11 protein-coding genes are annotated in these 17538 nt (G+C 69.7%); 7 read left to right on the top strand and 4 right to left on the bottom strand.

Features of this window, described 5'->3' with window-relative positions:
- Nucleotides 1–2: 2 nt before the first annotated feature.
- Nucleotides 3–1727, bottom strand: coding sequence for a hypothetical protein (locus tag CMC5_RS16585; RefSeq protein ID WP_082362546.1), 1725 nt, complete (start codon nucleotides 1725–1727; stop codon nucleotides 3–5).
- A gap of 396 nt (nucleotides 1728–2123) precedes the next feature.
- Here CMC5_RS16585 and CMC5_RS48520 point away from each other — a divergent pair, with 396 nt between their 5' ends.
- The 7 genes from CMC5_RS48520 (at nucleotide 2124) to CMC5_RS16620 (ending at nucleotide 9891) form a co-directional block, all read left to right on the top strand.
- Entirely contained in the window at nucleotides 2124–3413 is a 1290-nt protein-coding gene (locus CMC5_RS48520) for a hypothetical protein (protein ID WP_156338650.1), read from the top strand.
- Between the two features lie 158 nt (nucleotides 3414–3571).
- Nucleotides 3572–3955, top strand: coding sequence for a hypothetical protein (locus CMC5_RS16595; protein ID WP_050431353.1), 384 nt, complete (start codon nucleotides 3572–3574; stop codon nucleotides 3953–3955).
- Nucleotides 3956–4050: 95 nt separating this feature from the next.
- A complete protein-coding gene (locus tag CMC5_RS16600) occupies nucleotides 4051–5796 on the top strand; it encodes a GMC oxidoreductase (protein WP_063796289.1) in 1746 nt (581 codons plus the stop codon).
- A 248-nt stretch (nucleotides 5797–6044) separates the two neighbouring features.
- Nucleotides 6045–7604, top strand: a complete 1560-nt coding sequence (locus tag CMC5_RS16605; RefSeq protein ID WP_050431354.1) for a YifB family Mg chelatase-like AAA ATPase — start codon at nucleotides 6045–6047, stop codon at nucleotides 7602–7604.
- Between the two features lie 107 nt (nucleotides 7605–7711).
- Nucleotides 7712–8746 carry a recombinase RecA gene (recA, locus tag CMC5_RS16610; RefSeq protein WP_050435930.1) on the top strand — a complete coding sequence of 345 codons (1035 nt, stop codon included), beginning with the start codon at nucleotides 7712–7714 and terminating at the stop codon, nucleotides 8744–8746.
- Between the two features lie 74 nt (nucleotides 8747–8820).
- On the top strand, nucleotides 8821–9339 hold the full coding sequence (locus CMC5_RS16615; RefSeq protein WP_050431355.1) for a single-stranded DNA-binding protein: 519 nt from the start codon (nucleotides 8821–8823) through the stop codon (nucleotides 9337–9339).
- A gap of 108 nt (nucleotides 9340–9447) precedes the next feature.
- On the top strand, nucleotides 9448–9891 hold the full coding sequence (locus CMC5_RS16620) for a hypothetical protein (protein ID WP_050431356.1): 444 nt from the start codon (nucleotides 9448–9450) through the stop codon (nucleotides 9889–9891).
- 65 nt (nucleotides 9892–9956) lie between these two features.
- On the opposite strand, the gene CMC5_RS16625 is transcribed toward CMC5_RS16620, so the two are convergent.
- The 3 genes from CMC5_RS16625 to CMC5_RS16635 all read right to left on the bottom strand — a co-directional run bounded on the left by CMC5_RS16625 (nucleotide 9957) and on the right by CMC5_RS16635 (nucleotide 17282).
- Nucleotides 9957–10709 carry a DNA alkylation repair protein gene (locus tag CMC5_RS16625; protein ID WP_050431357.1) on the bottom strand — a complete coding sequence of 251 codons (753 nt, stop codon included), beginning with the start codon at nucleotides 10707–10709 and terminating at the stop codon, nucleotides 9957–9959.
- Nucleotides 10706–14686 (bottom strand): CheR family methyltransferase, encoded by a 3981-nt coding sequence (locus tag CMC5_RS16630; protein WP_169796560.1) that lies wholly within the window; start codon nucleotides 14684–14686, stop codon nucleotides 10706–10708. The genes CMC5_RS16625 and CMC5_RS16630 overlap by 4 nt, the downstream gene beginning before the upstream one ends.
- A 190-nt stretch (nucleotides 14687–14876) precedes the next feature.
- Nucleotides 14877–17282, bottom strand: a complete 2406-nt coding sequence (locus CMC5_RS16635) for a helicase-related protein (RefSeq protein WP_050431359.1) — start codon at nucleotides 17280–17282, stop codon at nucleotides 14877–14879.
- Nucleotides 17283–17538 lie beyond the last annotated feature (256 nt).

A 17538-nucleotide genomic window follows, 5' to 3' on the forward strand; every position in this document is an offset into this window, starting at 1 on the left:
GCTCAGTTGAACACGCGGGCGATGACGCCTTTGAAGGGGTAGCCCTCGGAACGGCCGGCGACGAGCAGCTTGCCGTCGGTGGTCACGGCCATCGACTGGAGGACGTCGTCGACGCCGAGGTCGAGGTGCTGCACCGCGTTCGTGCCGAAGGTGGGGTCGAGGAGACCGTTGGGTTGCAGGCGGACCAGCAGGGGATCGGTGGCGTTGCCGGCGAGGACGAAGCGGCCGTCGGAGAGGCGCACCAGGGCTACGGGGTCGTCGTCGCCGCCGGTCAGGTCGAGGAGGAGGCCGCCGTCGTCGCCGGCGCTGCCATCGCCGAAGGTGGGATCGGGGGTGCCGTTCGCGTTCCGCCGCAGGACGAGGAAGTCGGCGCTGCCTGCCTCGTCGGTGCGGGCGAGGAGGACGATGTGGCCGCTGGGCTGGAGGAGCACGCCGACGGGTTGCTGCTGGCCCGTGCGGGCGATGGTCACGCGGCCGGCGTTGCCGAAGAAGGGATCGATCTGGCCGCTCGGGAGGAGCCGGACGAGGAGGATGTCGCGATCGCCGTTCGCTTCGGTCCAGCCAGCGACGATGACGCGGCTCGAGCCGTCGATGACCAGCGCCTCGCCCCCGGCGGTGCCGCCCGTGTGGTCGACGAAGGTGCGGCCGTTCGTGCCGAAGGCGTTGTCGAGCTTGTGCGCCATGGGGCGGATGGCCGTGACGAAGAGGCGTTCGTTGCTGGCGCCGGTGACGAGGAGGTGCTCGTCGGCGCTGAGGGCGACGGCGCGTACGGTCTCGTCGCCGCCGAGATCGAACAGCGCCTTGCCTTCGTCGTTGCCGACGGTGTGCGGGGTGCCGTCGTTCTTGAAGGCCATGAGGCCGACGTCGGAGGTGGTGCCAGGGCCTGCGCTCCCGCTGCCCGTGAGGACCAGGGTGCCGTCGAAGAGCTGGATCATGCTGCGCGCCTCGTGGGGTCGCGTGCAGCTACAGAAGCGGCCTCCGACACGGCCCGTGGTCGCGAAGGTGGTGTCGAGGCCGCCGTCGGGCAGGAGGCGGGCGCCCTCGAAGCGGGTGCCGCCGAGGCCGTCAGCGCTGAAGCCGGCGGTGAGGATCTTTCCCTGTCTGGCTTCGCGCAGGTCATAGAGGGCGGCGGCGTCGGTGCCGAGCGTCCAGGAGAAGATGCCGCCGTGGAAGCTGGGATCGAGCGAGCCGGCCTTGGAGGTGACCACGGCAGGGACGCTGCCCGTGTGGGTGAGGTCGCCGGCCTTCGCGGTCAGGGTGAGGGTGAAGGTGGTGCCGATGGAGAGCGTGCCGGAGGCGCCGAGCGAGAGCTTGCCCGTGGTGTCGTCGGGCTCGAGGGTCGCCCTCGTGACGACGAGGCCGGTGGGCGCGTCGAGGACGTCCACCTCGACGGGCGCATCGAACCCGTCGAGGCGCTCGATGGTGACCTCGACGTCGCCCAGGTCGTCGTAAGGGACATCGACGCGGACGGGGACGATGGTGAACGAGAAGTCGCCCTCGACGACGATGCCTTGGCCATGACTGCCCGCGCCGCCCTCACCATCACGGCCCGTTCCGCCCTGTCCGTCGGTGCCTGTGAAGGGCGAGCCGTCGGGGTCCCGAGGTGCGGGGGGGCCTAAGCGATCCGGGTCAGCGTCGGCCGTCGCCTTGCAGCTCGTGATGCCGGGGACGAAGAGGAGCGCGCCGCAAAAGAGCGTTGCGGACAGTGCCAAAAGACGTTGTTTCACGCGGCGAAAGCTACGGCAGCGAGAGGGGTGGGTCGAGCGAGCGAGGCCGTTTCTTCGAGTGAAGAAGGGACGCAGTGGCGAGGAATCAGTTGGTGATGAAAGTGAAGTTGGCCCCGGAGCAGACGGTGAGCTTCAAGCCGATGCAGCGGTGAGCGTGCGAGGTGAAGGCTCGTGGTGACGGCTCGTGGTGACGGCAGCGAAGTGACGGCAGCGAAGTGACGGCAGCGAAGTGAGGGCCTTGCGCGAGCTCGCTCCATCCGACGCCCTGTCGTGCTTGCAGGAGGAAGGTGGTGATGGTGGGATCGTCGCATCACCAGCTGGTGCGCGGCATGCTCGCCAGGGGACGGTCTGCGGGAGGCACGAATGGCTGGCTGGCCGGGCGCGGTGCTGGGATGGGTGAGCAGGTGGGTCGGGAGCGACAGCAAGCAGCCCCCTGAAGGGGATGTCGACGTGCCGCGCGTGCACGTCACGGAGAAGGAGGAAGCGCGGCCGGTGGCTGAGAAGGAGGAAGTGCGGCCGGCGGCTGGAAAGAAGAAGGCGCGCTCGGGGGCAGGCAAGAAGAAGGCACGGCCAGCGGTTGGCACGCAGGAGGACGCTCCGTCGTCGAGGCCCGCTCTGCATCCGGCGTGGCGAGAGGGGCAGTACGTGACCTACGTGCTCACGCGTGACGACGGGAGCTGGGCCGCGCTGGCGATGTCCCTCGTCAGCTGGAGCGAAGAGCGCAGGCTGTTGCTGGTCGACGTCAAAGACGAGACGGGCGATGGGACCGTGTTCATTCGCCCGGATCCGTACGGCGCGCCGGATCCGGAGGACATCTCCGCGGAGCTGCGTCGCGAGGCGGCGGGAGGCAAGGAGGTGGACTTCCACGTCGCCGACAATCCAGGGTTCCTGGCGCCGCTGGCGTTGAACCTGCTGCTCGTGAGGGATCTCCCGTACCTCTCGGAGGTGTTGCAGCGACCGCCGCGGAAGGTGGGTCATCCTTGCGGACTGGAGACATGTCACCGGGTGATCTCGGAGGGGACCGGCTACGAGAAGCACCACGACATGAACCCGGCGGTGCCGCTGACGGGGGTGGCTTGTCTGTCCGTCGACGGGAAGCGGAATCCGTTGACGGTCACCTCCTTCGGCGTGCGTGACGGGTCGACCTGGGAGCCTGGATCGGCGGATGATTTCGTCGATCTGAGCCACCCGAAGCCCACCGAACATCGGGGGTTCACGATGACGTACCCGGCGACGTGGTTCTTGCGCTCGGAGGGCGAGGAGGCCGAGGAGACGGAGCTGGCCGACGCCGCACTGGAGGAGGGGGAACGCGCGTACCGGGTCCAGCTCGGCGGGCCTTCCTGTGCGCTCGCCCTCTCGCTGTCGGTTTTCAAGGGGGCGCCGGAGGAGGTCGCCGCGATGCGGGCCTCGGAGAGCACATCGGTGGAGGTGGTGGAGGGGTGGGCACGACATGAAGAGGCGCCGCTCGCGCTGGAAGAGCGGGGGGTGGGCGCGATGTTCACGCGGGTCGACGGGGCGAACACATGCCGGGCGGTGCGGGCGGTGCTCTGGAACGAGGCCGGGGACGTGCTCACGACGTTCACTGCGAGCGGCGCCGTCGTCAGCGCCCGTGCGGACTGTGAGGAGGTGCTCTCTGCCATGGAGCGGGTGCTCGGCGAGGCCGTCGAGAGCTTCCGGTTCACGTGATGTCGGCGCCAGCCGGCTTGACGCATCGTCGCGTCCGTCTGTAAGGCACAGAGGTGCTCGGTCTGGCGGGTCGGCAGGTCGTCGGCGCAGGGGGTCGAGCCTGAGCGCCTCGTCATGGATGCGGCGTGGGCGCGTGAAGCGTGAGGAGAAGGGTCGTCATGGTCAGGGGCGTCTTGGTTCGGGGCTGCGTGGCGGTGGTCGGGCTCGTGGTGGCGGGATGTGGTGCATTCCCGGGCGATGCGGCCCACGCCGACGCTGCGCTGCACGGCGTCAGGGACCGCGTCGGGTTCGACATGGACTGCAAGGACGCGCAGCTGATGAGGCTGGGTGACGTGTCGCGCCTCGGGCAGCAGATGACGTCGATGACCATCGGCGCGGTCGGCTGCGGGAAGAAGGCGACCTACTACGTCGAGTGCGTCAGCAACTGGGGCAACATCACGTGTACGGCGAAGATGAACACGGCCCAGGATGTTCCCAGGCAACAGCCGGGAGGCGTGAAGCCCGAGCCTGGGGGCGCTGGCTCGCAGCAGGTCGCCGAGTAGGCCAGCGGTTCCGTTGGGGGGCTTGCGTGCTGCTCTGAAGAGGAGCCGCAGAGGTGTTGCGATCGGCGCTGTGACCTCTCACGTTGTGGGTGGCCATGGATGAACAGCGGACCGCGTTCGACTTCGACTACATCGTCGTCGGCTCAGGCTTCGGGGGGAGCGTCGCGGCGCACCGGCTGACCGAGAAGGGCTATCGGGTCGCGGTGCTCGAGATGGGTCTGCGGTGGACGCCGGAGACCATGCCGAAGACGAGCTGGTCCGTGTTCCGCTGGGTGTGGCGGCCCGAGCTGGCGATGCGGGGGTTCTTCAACCTGCACCTGTTCCGGCACGTGATGATCCTGCACGGCTGCGCGGTGGGCGGCGGGTCGATCACCTACGCGAACACCCTGCTGCTGCCGCCGGCGAAGGTGTGGAGCATGGGCTCCTGGGCGGGGCTCTCCGACTGGGCCGGGGAGATGCCCGCCCACTACGAGGAGGCCAGCCGCATGCTCGGGGTGATCGAGAACCGGATCCTCGGGCCCGCGGACCTTCTGCTGAAGCGAGCCGCCGACGCAGCGGGGGTGGGCGAGACGTTCTACCGGACGCGGGTGGCGGTGTTCCAGGCGCCCGAGGGGGAGGTGGGCGGCAAGACGGTGCCCGACCCGTTTTTCGGTGGAGAAGGCCCGCCGCGCACGACGTGCATCGCCTGCGGGGGATGCATGATGGGGTGTCGGTTCGGAGCGAAGAACACGCTCGATCAGAACTACCTCTACCTGGCCGAGCGGCATGGGGCGGAGGTGAGGCCAGAGACGAAGGTGGTGGACATCCGGCCGCTCGGGGGCGCGGAGGATGGGCGCCTCGGGTACGAGGTGCACACGGTGAAGTCGACGGCCTGGCTGCGGAAGCAGCCCGCGCGGCTGACGTGTCGGGGGGTGGTGGTGGCAGCCTCGTCGCTCGGAACGATGGAGCTGTTCTTCCGGCTGAAGGACCAGGGATCGCTGCCGCGCTTGAGCGATCACCTGGGAGACCAGGTGCGGACGAACTCGGAGTCCCTGATCGGGGTGCGCATTCCCGACAGCGACGAGGATCTCTCGGCTGGGATCGCCATCGGTTCGGGGATCTACATCGACGAGAACACGCACATCGAAGCGACGCGGTACCCGGAAGGGTCGGACGCGATGGCGCTGATGGGCACGCTGCTCACGCGCGGCCGTCCAGGAATCGCGCGGGTGGGGGCGTGGATCGTGACGCTCGTGCTGGCGCTGCTCCGGCACCCGCTGAAGACGCTGCGGCTCCTGTGGCCCGGGAAGTGGGCGCGCGAGTCCGTGATCCTGCTCTGCATGCAGGCGCTGGACGGGCACATCGACATGCGCTGGCGGCGACGGTGGTTCTGGCCCTTCCGGAAGGTGCTGGTCAGCGAGGGGGAGAAGATCCCGACGAACATCCCCGCAGCGAACGACTTCGCCGAGAAGATGGCGCAGGTGTCGGGTGGCACGGCGATGAGCACGGTGTCGGAGGTGCTGTTCGACATCCCGAGCACGGCGCACTGCCTGGGGGGATGCATCATCGGGGACTCGCCGCAGAACGGGGTGGTCGATCATCGGCACCGGGTGTTCGGGTACAGAAATCTGTACGTGTGCGATGGATCGGTGATCGGGTCGAACCTGGGGGTGAACCCGAGCTTGACGATCACGGCGCTGTCGGAGCGGGCGATGAGCTACATCCCGGCGAAGGCGGCGCAGCGCTGGGACGATGAGGCGGTGGTGCGCCCGCTGCCGTCACAGGTCGGTGTGCAGGTGCCCGTGGACCTCATCGAACAGCCCAAAGCGCCGGTGACGAAGGAGGCTGAAGAGGCGGGGTGAGGGGAGGGGCTGCGGCTCCTGGGGTAGGTCGTGGCGGAGGTTGCAGCGCAGCACGCGCCGGGCCTCGACGAAGATGCATCCGTGGGCGAGCGTCGACGCCCCCTGGAAGGGCCGTTCTCGCGGGCGTCGTGGCGCTCAGGGGGTGGCGGGCGCCAGGTTCTCCGCCAGGTTCGTCAGGCGGGCGGTGAGGAAATCGCCGGGGATCTCGCAGGGGGCGGCCTGGCACGGGAATCGCGAAGAGGCTCGGCATGCAAGCCGCTGCGCTCACGTTCTGTCTGGTCGGGCTGGATGCCTTCCCGATCCGGGTCGAGGTCGACTCGGGTCGTGGTCCGGCGTGCTTCCAGATGGTGGGGCTGCCCGAGGCGAGCGTGCGGGAAAGCCGGGTGCGCGTGCGGGCGGCACTCCAGCAGGTGAACGTCGAGCTGAACGAGTACGTGATCACCGTCAACCTCGCGCCTGCCGACGTCCGCAAGAGCGGTGGTGCCTACGATCTGGCCATCGCCGCTGCCACGCTGGCGGCGTTGCGGCGGATCCCGGCCGAGGCGCTCTCGCAGGTGGGGTTTCTGGGGGAGCTGAGCTTGTCGGGTGCGGTGCAGCCGGTGCGTGGTGTCCTGGCCGCGCTGCGGGGTGCGGCGGCGCGCGGGGTGCGTCGGGTCATCGTGCCCCGCGGCAATGCGCGGGAGGCGGCGAGCGTGCGCGGGATCGAGGTGGGGGTGGTGAGCCACCTGAAGGAGCTGCTGCCTCATCTCGGGGCGGGCAAGCCGCTCGATGGACCGGGAGAGGCGCCTTCCCTGACCTGCGATCCGTTCGATGCGGCGGTGGATCTCGCCGACGTACGGGGGCAGCACGCGGCCCGGCGCGCGCTGGAGGTGGCGGCTGCCGGGGGGCACAACCTGCTCCTGGTCGGTCCGCCCGGCTCGGGGAAGACGCTGCTCTCGCGGAGGCTTCCGACCGTGCTGCCGCCGCTGACCTTCGAGGAGGCGCTGGAGGTGACGGCGATCCACTCGGTCGCGGGGCTCTTGCCCGCGGACAAGGGATTCATTGCCTCGAGGCCATTCCGCGCGCCGCACCACACGGTGAGCGTGGCCGGGCTGGTGGGTGGGGGGGACCCGGTGAGGCCCGGCGAGGTGTCGCTGGCCCACCATGGCTGTCTGTTCCTGGACGAGCTGCTGGAGTTCCGCCGGGGAGCGACAGAGGCGTTGCGGCAGCCGCTCGAAGAGGGAGAGGTGACGTTGTGCCGGGCGCGGGCGCGGGTGACATTTCCGGCGCGTCCGCTGCTTCTGGCGGCGACGAATCCATGTCCTTGCGGGTTCGCTGGAGACCGGCTCCGGCGCTGTTCGTGCAGCGTGGAGCGGGTGCGCGCCTACCGGGCGAAGCTGAGCGGGCCGCTGCTCGATCGCATGGACCTGCACGTGGCCATGCCTCCCGTGGAGGTGAGCCAGATCTGCGCCGATACGCGCGGTGAGTCGTCGGCGGTGGTGCGAGCACGGGTCATGGCGGCGCGGGCGGTGCAGCGGGCGAGGTTCGAGGGGGGAGAGGCGTCCGCTTTGGTGAACACCGCGCTGGGGCCGCGGGATCTGGCGCGGGTGGCGGCTCCTGACGCGGAAGGCGAGCGTTTGTTGAGGGTGGCCGTGGAGCGGCTGGGGCTTTCGGCGCGGGCCTACGGGAAGGTGCTGCGGGTGGCGCGAACCCTGGCGGACCTGGCGGGGAGCGATGCGGTTCGTTCCGCTCAGGTGGCCGAGGCGATCGGCATGCGCCTGCTCGACCGAGAGGCGAGCGTCGCCACGGCGGTGGGCGCGGAAGCCTGAGGCCAGGCGAGGGGCAAGGGGGGCGTGCGTGCGGAGACGTTCAGGTGGGAGCGGGCGCTCCCGCCTGGAGAGCGGTGAACACAGACCGGAATCACAGAGGAATGAGCATGAACACAGCGACCGTGGAGAAACTTCGGACCGTGAAGACCATCGTGGGCTCGATCGAGAAGCAGTTTGGAAAGGGGGCGATCATGTCGCTCGAAGGGGAGGACGGTGTGCACGAGATCAACGTGATCCCGAGCGGTTCGATGGCGCTCGATGCGGCGCTCGGGATCGGCGGCTACCCGCGCGGGCGGGTGGTCGAGATCTATGGCCCGGAGTCGTCGGGGAAGACCACCCTGACGCTGCACGCGATCCGTGAGGCGCAGCGTGGCGGCGGGGTGGCGGCGTTCATCGACGCGGAGCACGCGTTCGACGTGACCTATGCGCGGGCCATCGGCGTCGATACGGAGCGGTTGCTCGTATCGCAGCCGGACAGCGGGGAGCAGGCGCTGGAGATCGTGGAGATGCTCACGCGCTCCGGGGCCGTGGACATGGTGGTGATCGACTCGGTGGCGGCGCTGACGCCAAAGGCCGAGATCGAGGGAGACATGGGGGATCCTCACATGGGGCTCCAGGCGCGGTTGATGAGCCAGGCGCTGCGGAAGCTCACGGGGATCGCCCACAGGACGGACACGGCGCTGCTGTTCATCAACCAGCTCCGGCAGAAGATCGGCGTGACGTTCGGCAACCCGGAGACGACCACGGGGGGGAACGCGCTGAAGTTCTATGCGAGCGTCAGGATCGACGTGCGGCGAATCGGGCCGGTGAAGGTGGGGGACGAGGCGGTCGGTTCGCGGACCCGGACGAAGGTGGTGAAGAACAAGCTGGCGCCGCCATTTCGGGAGGCCGAGTTCGACATCCGCTGGGGCGTGGGGGTCGATGCCGCGGCGGATTTGCTCGATCACGCCTGTCAGCTCGGGGTGGTCGAAAAGAGCGGGGCGCACCTGTCGTTCAGCGGCGAGCACCTGGGGCAAGGGAGAGAGCGGGCGCGGGAGGCGCTGCTGGCGAAGCCGACCTTGATGGCGGGCATCCGTGCGGGCGTGGCGGCGATGACGCCTGCGCGTTCCAGGGCGGGTGAGCGGGTGGGGGCGGAGGCGTGAGGCGCGGGGGGACCGACGGCCACGGGAGCGACGACATCGGTGATGGTAGCGAGATCGGAAGGCAGGGACGAAGCATGAGCGACGGCATGAACAAGGTGATGCTCCTCGGTAACCTCGGTGCGGATCCGGAGCTGCGCTACACCGCGAGCGGTGTGCCGCTCCTGAGCCTCCGGCTGGCCACGAACGAGACGTTCCTGGATCGTCAGCGGGAGATGCAGGAGCGCACCGAGTGGCACAACGTGGTGATGTGGGGGTCGCGGGCGGAGCCGCTGAGCCGCCTGCTGTCGAAGGGGGACTGCGTGCTCATCGAGGGGTCGCTCCGGACGACGTCCTTCGACAAGGACGGGTTGAAGCGGTGGAGGACGGAGGTCGTCGCGCGCGAGCTTCGCTTCACGGGGCGGAGACAACCTCCAGCGCTTCCGGATGATGGGCTGCTCCCGGACATGCCGATGCACGACGCGCCCCTGCAGGCGGGGTCGATGCAGCCCGCGTCGATGCAGGACGATGCCTTGCGACCTCCGGCGACGGCACGAGGGGGTCGGAAAGCGAAGGAGTCACGTCCGGGTCCCGTCGTGGACGCGATGCCCTACTGAGCCTCGAGGCCTCGGGAGAGCGGGCGGCGGTGGGCCGCCCAGGAGGCTTCGCCTTCGAGGCGGTCCCATGGCGTTCCCCGGGGCCAGAAGAGGGCCTACGATGAAGGGGTGATCGTCTCCAGCGCCCGGTGGGCCCCCCTCCTCGCACTCCTGGTCTCGGCTTGTGGCTCGGCAGCCGCGCCGCCTTCTGCTTCCCCGTCAGACACCACGACACCTGGCGCGGCTCCCGGCGCGGAGGCGGGAGGCGCGTCCGCGGGCGTCGATCCCGGCGCCGCGAGCAAGGCGGCGAGTGCGGCGCTCACCTCGCTGGAGCGGCGAAACTTCGACACCGAGGGCTGCGTCGCGTCGAAGGCGCGGGTGGTACCCGAGGCCGAGGCGCGGGCGGGGATGCCGAAGGGGGAGCGGTGCGGGATGCTGGTGGCACGCAAGAGCGACGAAACGTGGCTGGTCGTGGTGCGCTCGGCGCTGTCGTCGAAGTCGTACGGGGCGCAAGCCCTGGTGACCGTGGCGTCGGAGGGGCAGGGAGTCCGAGGGATCGAGTACACCAAGTGAGCGAGGGCGCGGGGTGGGCGATGACGGGCTGAGACCTGTCTCGCCCCCGCGGGTGAGCAGGGGGTTCAGTCCGCGGTGGCTTTCCCTCGGGCGGCGAGCAGGGCCTCCCGCTCCGACGGGGGAAGGTGCTTCACGGCCTCCCGGACGGTGAGGCCGGCGGCCCTCCGCACGCGGGGCGTCAGCCAGGCGATGACCCGCTCGGGCTGCTTCTTGCTGGCGTCGCGGAGGACCCTGCCGATGGCCTTGCGGATGAAGAACTCGCGCTCCTCCAGCATGGCGTCGGCGTAGCGCCCGAAGCGCTCGAAGTCGCCGCCGCCGGTGCGCAAAGGTACGAGCAGGGCGAGCAGGGCCGCGCGTCGGATCCAGAAGTCGGGGTCTCGTGCCCATCGATCCAGCGTCGCCCCGAACGCCGGGTGACGGGTGACCAGGGTGCCGACGGCCTGGGGGGCGAGGGCGTCGACGAGGGCCCAGGTCCTGGACTCGCGCAGGAAGCGCTCCAGGAGAGGGACGTCTTCGGGGCCCAGGCGATCGACGTGGAGGTTGAGCAGCTCGATCGCAGCGAGGCGGCGCTCGTGGACGGGCTCGTCCCAGAGGGCTTCGACGAGGGCCACGAGGTCATCGTGGGTCAGGTCCGGATGCTCTCGCCGGACGCGCTTGGCGATGGCGCGGACCGACGGCACCGGCACGCCGACGTGTTCGAGCGCGCTCTTGAGGTAGCGCTTCTCCTGGACGGCGCGCTCGGGGGTACCTTCGGCGCGCAGGGCGCGGTCGATCTCTGCGGCGAGCGCCCGGAGGCTGTCCTTCGGCCGGGGGCTCACGGGGTGACCACCGGGGTGCCGTGCCTCGATGCGAGGTCGGCGACGATCTTCCAGAGCAGCGAGGGCTCGACCGGCTTGACCAGGTGGTGGTCGAAGCCGGCTTCCTTCGAGCGCCGGCGGTCCTCGTCCTGGCCCCAGCCCGTCATCGCGACCAGCAGCACGCCCTCCAGGGCGGGCATCTGACGGAGCTTCTGGGCCACCTCGTACCCGGTCATTCCAGGCATGCCGATGTCGAGCAGGATGAGATCGGGCCGGTGCTGCAGGGCCATCTCCAGGGCGGAGAGACCGTCGTGCGCCATCTTCACGTCGTTCCCGGTGAGCTCCAGCAGCATCGACAGGCTCTCGGCCGAGTCCTCGTTGTCGTCGACCACGAGCACGCGGAGGGCGCTCTTCGGGAGCTGGGTGGTGCTCCTGACGGGCTCGTCGAGGGGGGCCTCGATGTCCGCAGGCAGCGGCAGGCGGACCGTGATCTCGCTGCCCTTTCCCTGGCCGGCGCTCGTGGCCTGGATCGTCCCGCCGTGCATCTCCACCAGGCGCTTGGCGATGGTCAGCCCGATGCCCAGGCCCCCCTGGGCGCGCTCCAGCGACGTGTCGGCCTGCGCGAACATCTCGAAGATCCGCTCCTGCATGCCCCGGGGGATGCCGATCCCGTCGTCGGTGACCCGGACCGCCACGTCATCGCCTTCCACCCGCGCCACGAGTTGCAAGTGGCCACCTTCCGGCGTGTACTTCGCGGCGTTGTGGAGCAGGTTGGCGAAGACCTGCGCGAGGCGTGTCGCGTCGGCGTCGAGGTGGACGGGCGCCTGAGGGAGGCTGACCGCGAGCTCGTGGCGTGACGCCTCGACGATGGGTCGACTGGTCTCCATGGCGCGCTCGATGATCGCCGACAAGGAGATCACCTCGCGACGCAGCTCGATGGCGCCGCGGGTGATGCGTGAGACGTCGAGGAGATCGTCCACGAGCCGCGTGAGGTGCTCGACTTGCCGATCGATGATGCTCCTCGCGAGGTGCAGCTCGGAAGCCGAAGGCTCCTTGGCGCGCAGGATCTGGACCATGTTCCGGATGGGGGCGAGGGGGTTGCGCAGCTCGTGCGCGAGGGTCGCCAGGAACTCGTCCTTGCGCCGGTCCTCCGCCTTCAGGGCCGCCTGGGTGTGCACCAGCTCCTCGATGTCGGAGCAGGCGCCGAACCACTTGATGATCTGCCCGTCGTGGTCGTGGATGGGGCGTGCCCGCGCCTGGAACCACCGGTAGGTGCCCTCCGCGGCCCGCAGGCGGTACTTCATCTCGAAGGGCTGCCCCGTCCGGACGGCCTCTCGCCAGAGTTCGGCGCGGGTCTCTCGATCGTCGGGGTGCACCGAGTCGGCCCATGCTGCGCCGACCGCGGTCCCCGCGGGGAGCCCGGTGTACTCGTAGAAGCGCGGGTTCGCGTAGTCCGTCCACCCATCCGGGCGGTTGGTGAAGAGGATGTCGGGCACCGTCTCGGCCATCGCGCGGAAGCGCTCCTCGCTGTCGCGCAGCGCTTGCTCTGCCCGCTTCCGCTCGGTGACGTCGGTGAAGGTGACGACGATCCCCTCCTCGCGCCCCTCCGACGTGCGGTACGGCAGGACCCTGCGGAGATACCAGGTCCCCTCGAGGGTCTCGACCTCGTCGACGAGAGGCCGCTCCGCCTCGCGCACCGCGCTTGGGCTCGGGAGCGGAGGCATGTGCCGCGCTCGATGGGTGAAGTGACCGAGCGGCCGTCCCACATCGCTGGGAAGCACGTTGTAGATGGCGGCGATCGCCTGCGTCCCGCGGCGGACATTGCCCGCCTCGTCGAGGAACAGCGTCGCGATCTGCGTGCTCGTCAGCAGGTTTTCGAGATCACTGTTCGCGCGCGCGAGGGCCTCGTTGGCTTGCTGCACCTCCTCCTTGGAGGTCTCCAGCTCCTCGTTCGCCGACTGCAGCTCCTCGTTCATGGAGAGCAGTTCTTCATTGGAGGACTTCAGGTCCTCGTTGGCTGCCTCCAGCTCCTGGACGGTCTTCTCGAGGTTCCCGCGGGTCGTCTCCAGCTCGCGTTCGAGCTGCTCGATGAGCGCCGACCCGTCCGTGTCGGCCGTCGAGCGGGGCACCTCGTCACGCGGCAACGGCGGGCCGACGTCCTGGAACACGACGAGGCACAAGCCGCTCTCCTCGCCGACCTGGGGCATCGGTTGCACGGTGAGCAGGATCTGCTGCACGCCAGCCTCGGTGCGCACCGAGAGCCCCTCCCGGACCACCCGTCGACACGAGCTCGTCGCCTCTGCCAGCGCCGTCCGCAAGCCGACACGCAGCCCTTCACGGGCCAGGCGGACCACGTTGTTGTGGAACACGCCAGCCGCGACCGTCAGGTACTTCTCCAGGCTGCCCGACGCGCAGATGATCTGCCCCTCTTCCGTGACGACCACCGACTTCGGCGCGAACTCGTCGAGGACGATGCGCTGCATGATCAGGTAGGTGTCCGCCTCGGTGGGTGTGGGGACGTTGGGAGGACGCGCCGAGGTCGGCGCCGTGTCCCGCTCGACGATGAGGCCGGGCGCGTTGATCGCCGTCGGGAGCCGCTGCGAGATGCGGTGCCGCGCGTCGACCGGTCGGAACAGCTCGCGGTGCGTGTTGATGCCCTCCGAGGGGCCCAGGAAGAGAAACCCTCCTGGCCGCAGCGCGTAATGGAAAAGCGGGATCAGCTTCCGCTGGAGGTGCTCACCCAGGTAGATGAGCAGATTGCGGCACGAGATGAGATCGAGCTTCGAGAAGGGCGGATCATTGATCAGGTTGTGTGCGGAGAAGAGGCAGAGATCTCGGATCTCCTTCGCGATGTGATAGTGCTGCCCTTTCTTCACGAAGAACCGGCGCAGCCGCTCAGGCGACAGCTCGTCGGCGATCCCCAGCGGATAGATGCCCTGACGCGCGGTCGAGATCGCATGCTCATCGATGTCCGTGGCGAAGATCTGGATCTCGGACGGCGGCGCCACCCGATCCAGGTGCTCGCAGATGAGCATGGCCATCGTGTAGGCCTCTTCTCCTGTGGCGCAGCCCGGCACCCAGATCCTCACCGGGGTGTCCGGCGGGCGCTCCTCGAAGATGCGCGGGAGCACACTGCGCGCGAGGACGTCGAACGCCTCAGGGTCTCGGAAGAATGCGGTGACGCCGATGAGCATGTCCTTGAAGAGCTGCTGGATCTCGTGGGGATCGGCGCGAAGGCGCTCCAGGTACTCACGCGCTGAATTGAGCCGCAGGACCTGGACACGCCGGAGCGTGCGACGGATCAGCGTGCTGTTCTTGTAGTGCCGGAAATTGTGGCCGGTAGCCTGGAACAGGATCTCACAGACAGTGGGGAGCGCGGCTTCCACCTGGTCCCGGAGCTGCTCGTCGCTGTGGCCCTCGCAGGCCTCGCGCAGGTGACGCGCGTAAGCAACCAGCTCGGCGGCCAGCTCGGCGGGAGGGAGCACGCGATCGACGGCGCCCGTGGCCAGAGCGCTCTGCGGCATCCCATCATGCCGAGCGGTGGCGGGATCTTGCACGAGCGTCATCCCGCCTGCCTCGCTCACCGCCTTGAGCCCGAGGGCGCCGTCGCTGCCCGATCCCGAAAGGATCACCGCCACCGCGCGCTCGCGCTGATCGCGCGCCAGGGAGTAGAAGAACTGGTCGATCGCTGCCCGCTGCGCGTCGGGTCGGTCCGTGGGCGCGAGCCGCAGCACGCCGTCCTCGAGCGCCACGCTGGTGTGCTCCGGGACCGAGTAGATGCAGTCCGCCTCGACGAGCGTCCCATCGGCCGCCTCCACCACCGGGACGCGTATGGCCTCGGAGAGGTCGTGCAGCAGGTTCGGTGCCGCGTGATCGACGTCCGTTTGCGGGTCGGGATGGACCAGGAGGATGACGGCTGTCCCGCTACCAGCAGGCACACCACCGAGGAAGGCGTGCAGGTCCTGCCTCTCGTTCGCAGAAGTACCGAGTCCCACCACGAGCGGACGATCCGCTCTCCGGCGTGCAGGCGAGCTGCACTCGGCCTTCCTCGTCAGGTCCGACATCCGGTCTCTGTACAACAGATCGGGGCGGGCGGAGCCTCAGGGGGGGCCTGGATTCCTATGAGCCGCCAGGATGTTCGCGGGCTGGGTGCTCTCGGGAGGTTCCCGAGTGTCTCCATTCGACGGATCAGGACGCAGAGCTGCGAGAGGGACCCCCGCGGGAGGATGACAATCCAGGCGCTCCACCCACGAGCGCCGTCGCCACGCGCGCGACCTCACGCACCGGGCAGCCGATCCATCGCGCGAGGGACGCTGGTGTCGGGCTGTCGGCTCCCGCCGTGAGCGCCTGGTAGATGCGCTCGGCGACGTCGGCGCGAAGGGCGCGCGAGCCGAACAGGGGATACCCCAGGGCCATGAACGCCTGAGCGTCGGCGCCGGGTGGCGTGGGCAGGGAGACCGTGCCCGGATGGGGGCAGGGAGGGCGAGCGCGACCTTCGAACCAGGCTCCGCACAGCGCGGCCCGTCGTTCCACGGCCCACGGCCGTAGCAGCGCAGGAGCATACAGGAGCTGCTCCCCCAGCATCACCCCGAGCTTCCCCAAAATCTCGCGATCACGCTCGGTGAGATCCGTGAGTTGCTCCGTGGCGTGCGTGACCAGCGCCGTGCCCAGCCCTTGCTCGAGCTGGTAGAGGATCCCGCGACCCGCCGCCTCCAGCTCGCGTGCCGCGGGAGCGCGCAGCGGCGCGAGCAGCTCCTCCACCAGATCGCGCGCACACGCCAGCAGGCGTCGCAGCAGCCGTGCCCGCATTCCGGGTCCGAGCTCGTCGAGACCGGTCAGCCGCACCTCCGGCAGGAGCAGCCCCGTCCCGCGCACGAGCTGTCCGAGCGGTCGCGCCGTCGCGCCTTCGGGAGCGCTGGCCCGGGCTCCCAGCTCCACGGCGATCCTGCCTCGTGCGTCGAGCTTGAAGTGCTCGGGCGGCGCCGCGATCACCGCCTCGAGCCAGCCCTCCAGCGAGCTGTCCGGCGGCGGCTCCGCCTGCGGGGAGAGCGCCACCCGCATCGCGGCGAGCCTCGCGAAGGGGTGGGACGAGGCCACGAGACCAGGCTCTGCCTCCCGCTCACCCCGTGACGCCGACGTCGCCCGCCCTCCTCCTGGGCTGGAGCGCGTCCCTGGCCTGCGGTTCCCTCGCTCCACGAAGCGCTGCACCAGGCGCTCGTGCAGCGCATCGCTCAGCTGATCTTCGATCTCCCGCGTTCGCGCTTGCCACCCCGCGGCGTCCTCCACCCAGCCTCCCTGATGCGCGATGTACGTGAAGGTCCTGATCGAGGCGATGCGCGTGAGCAGCGTGTCGATGTCCCCCGCGCCCACGTCGAGCTCGCTGATGCGGGCGTTCATCCAGTCGGGATCGAGGCGCCCGCGCGGCCCTGTGAGCTGCTGATACAGCTCCCGGAGCAGCGCGATGTGCGACTCGAAGAGCAGCTTGCGGAAGTCCGGAACACGGCACACCTCCCACAAGAGCCCCACGGCCTCGCTCCCCCGAGCCCGCCCCCTGATCTCCGGATCCTCGACCATCTTCCGCAGCGCGGCCGCGTCCTCCGCGTCTCCTGCCAGCTCGAGCCACCGCGACCGTGGCCGGTCCGTGAGTGACGCCAGCAGCGCCTCGATCGAGCCGAGTTCCAGGTCTGCGTTGCGCCAGCGCAGGCGCCTCAGCGGTGGAAAGCGGTGCGTCTCGATCGCCGCCATGACCTGGGGGCCCATGTCCACGGGGGCCACGGCCCCGAAGGTTCCATCGGTGTGGTAGCGGCCTGCACGCCCTGCGATCTGCGCCATCTCTGCCAGCTCCAGGGGTCGCACCTCGCGTCCGTCGAACTTGCGGAGCGAGGTGAACGCGACGTGATGCACGTCCAGGTTCAGCCCCATCCCGATCGCATCGGTTGCCACCAGGTAATCCACTTCCCCTGCCTGAAAGAGCGCGACCTGTGCATTGCGGGTACGCGGCGAGAGCGCACCCAGCACCACCGCCGCCCCACCGCGCAGCGCGCGCAGGCGTTCCGCCGTCTCGTAGACCTCTTGCATGGAGAAGGCCACCACCGCGCTGCGCGGCGGCAAGCGCGAGAGCTTCGTGGTCCCCGTCCCCGTGAGCCGCGAGAGCCGCGGATGCTCCTGGATCTTCGCCGCTGGCAAGAGCTCCGTCATGGCGGCGCGCATCGTGTCCGCCCCCATGAACCAGGTCTCCCGCAGCCCTCGGGCGTGCAGAAGCCGCTCGGTGAAGACGTGCCCTCGCTGATCGTGCGACGCGAGCTGGATCTCGTCGACCGCCAGGAAGTCGACCTCCAGGTCGGTGGGCATGGCCTCGACGGTGCAGACCCAGTAGCTCGGGTTGCGCGGGACGCGCTTCTCCTCGCCCGTCACGAGCGCGACCCGGGACTCGCCGAGCCGGGCTGTGATCTTGTCGTACACCTCGCGCGCGAGCAGCCTGAGGGGCAGGCCGATCATGCCCGTGTCGTAGCCGAGCATGCGCTCGATCGCGCGGTGGGTCTTGCCGGTGTTGGTCGGCCCCAGCAAGGCAGTGACGGGAGAGGCGTCAGGCATGGTGGGGCTGCGACAAGGTAGTCCATGGGGATCGTGGGGGCGAGGGAGAGTGAGGCAGGGCCGCGCAGCGAGCGGCTGCGCGACGAGGAGGCAAGGCGGACGGCGAAGAGGCGCGCGGGGGTCGAGCGGCGGGAGGATCTCTGCCGCGTGCCTCGCAGGAGGGCGACGGTCGAGGCGGAGGATCTCTGCCGCCCACGTCAGGCAGCCCGTCGGGGAGAGAGAGGTCTGGGGGGCGGTGTGGCCGGGCGTTCTGCGC

The sequence above is a fragment of the Chondromyces crocatus genome (genome assembly GCF_001189295.1).
GTDB classification, from domain to species: domain Bacteria; phylum Myxococcota_A; class Polyangia; order Polyangiales; family Polyangiaceae; genus Chondromyces; species Chondromyces crocatus.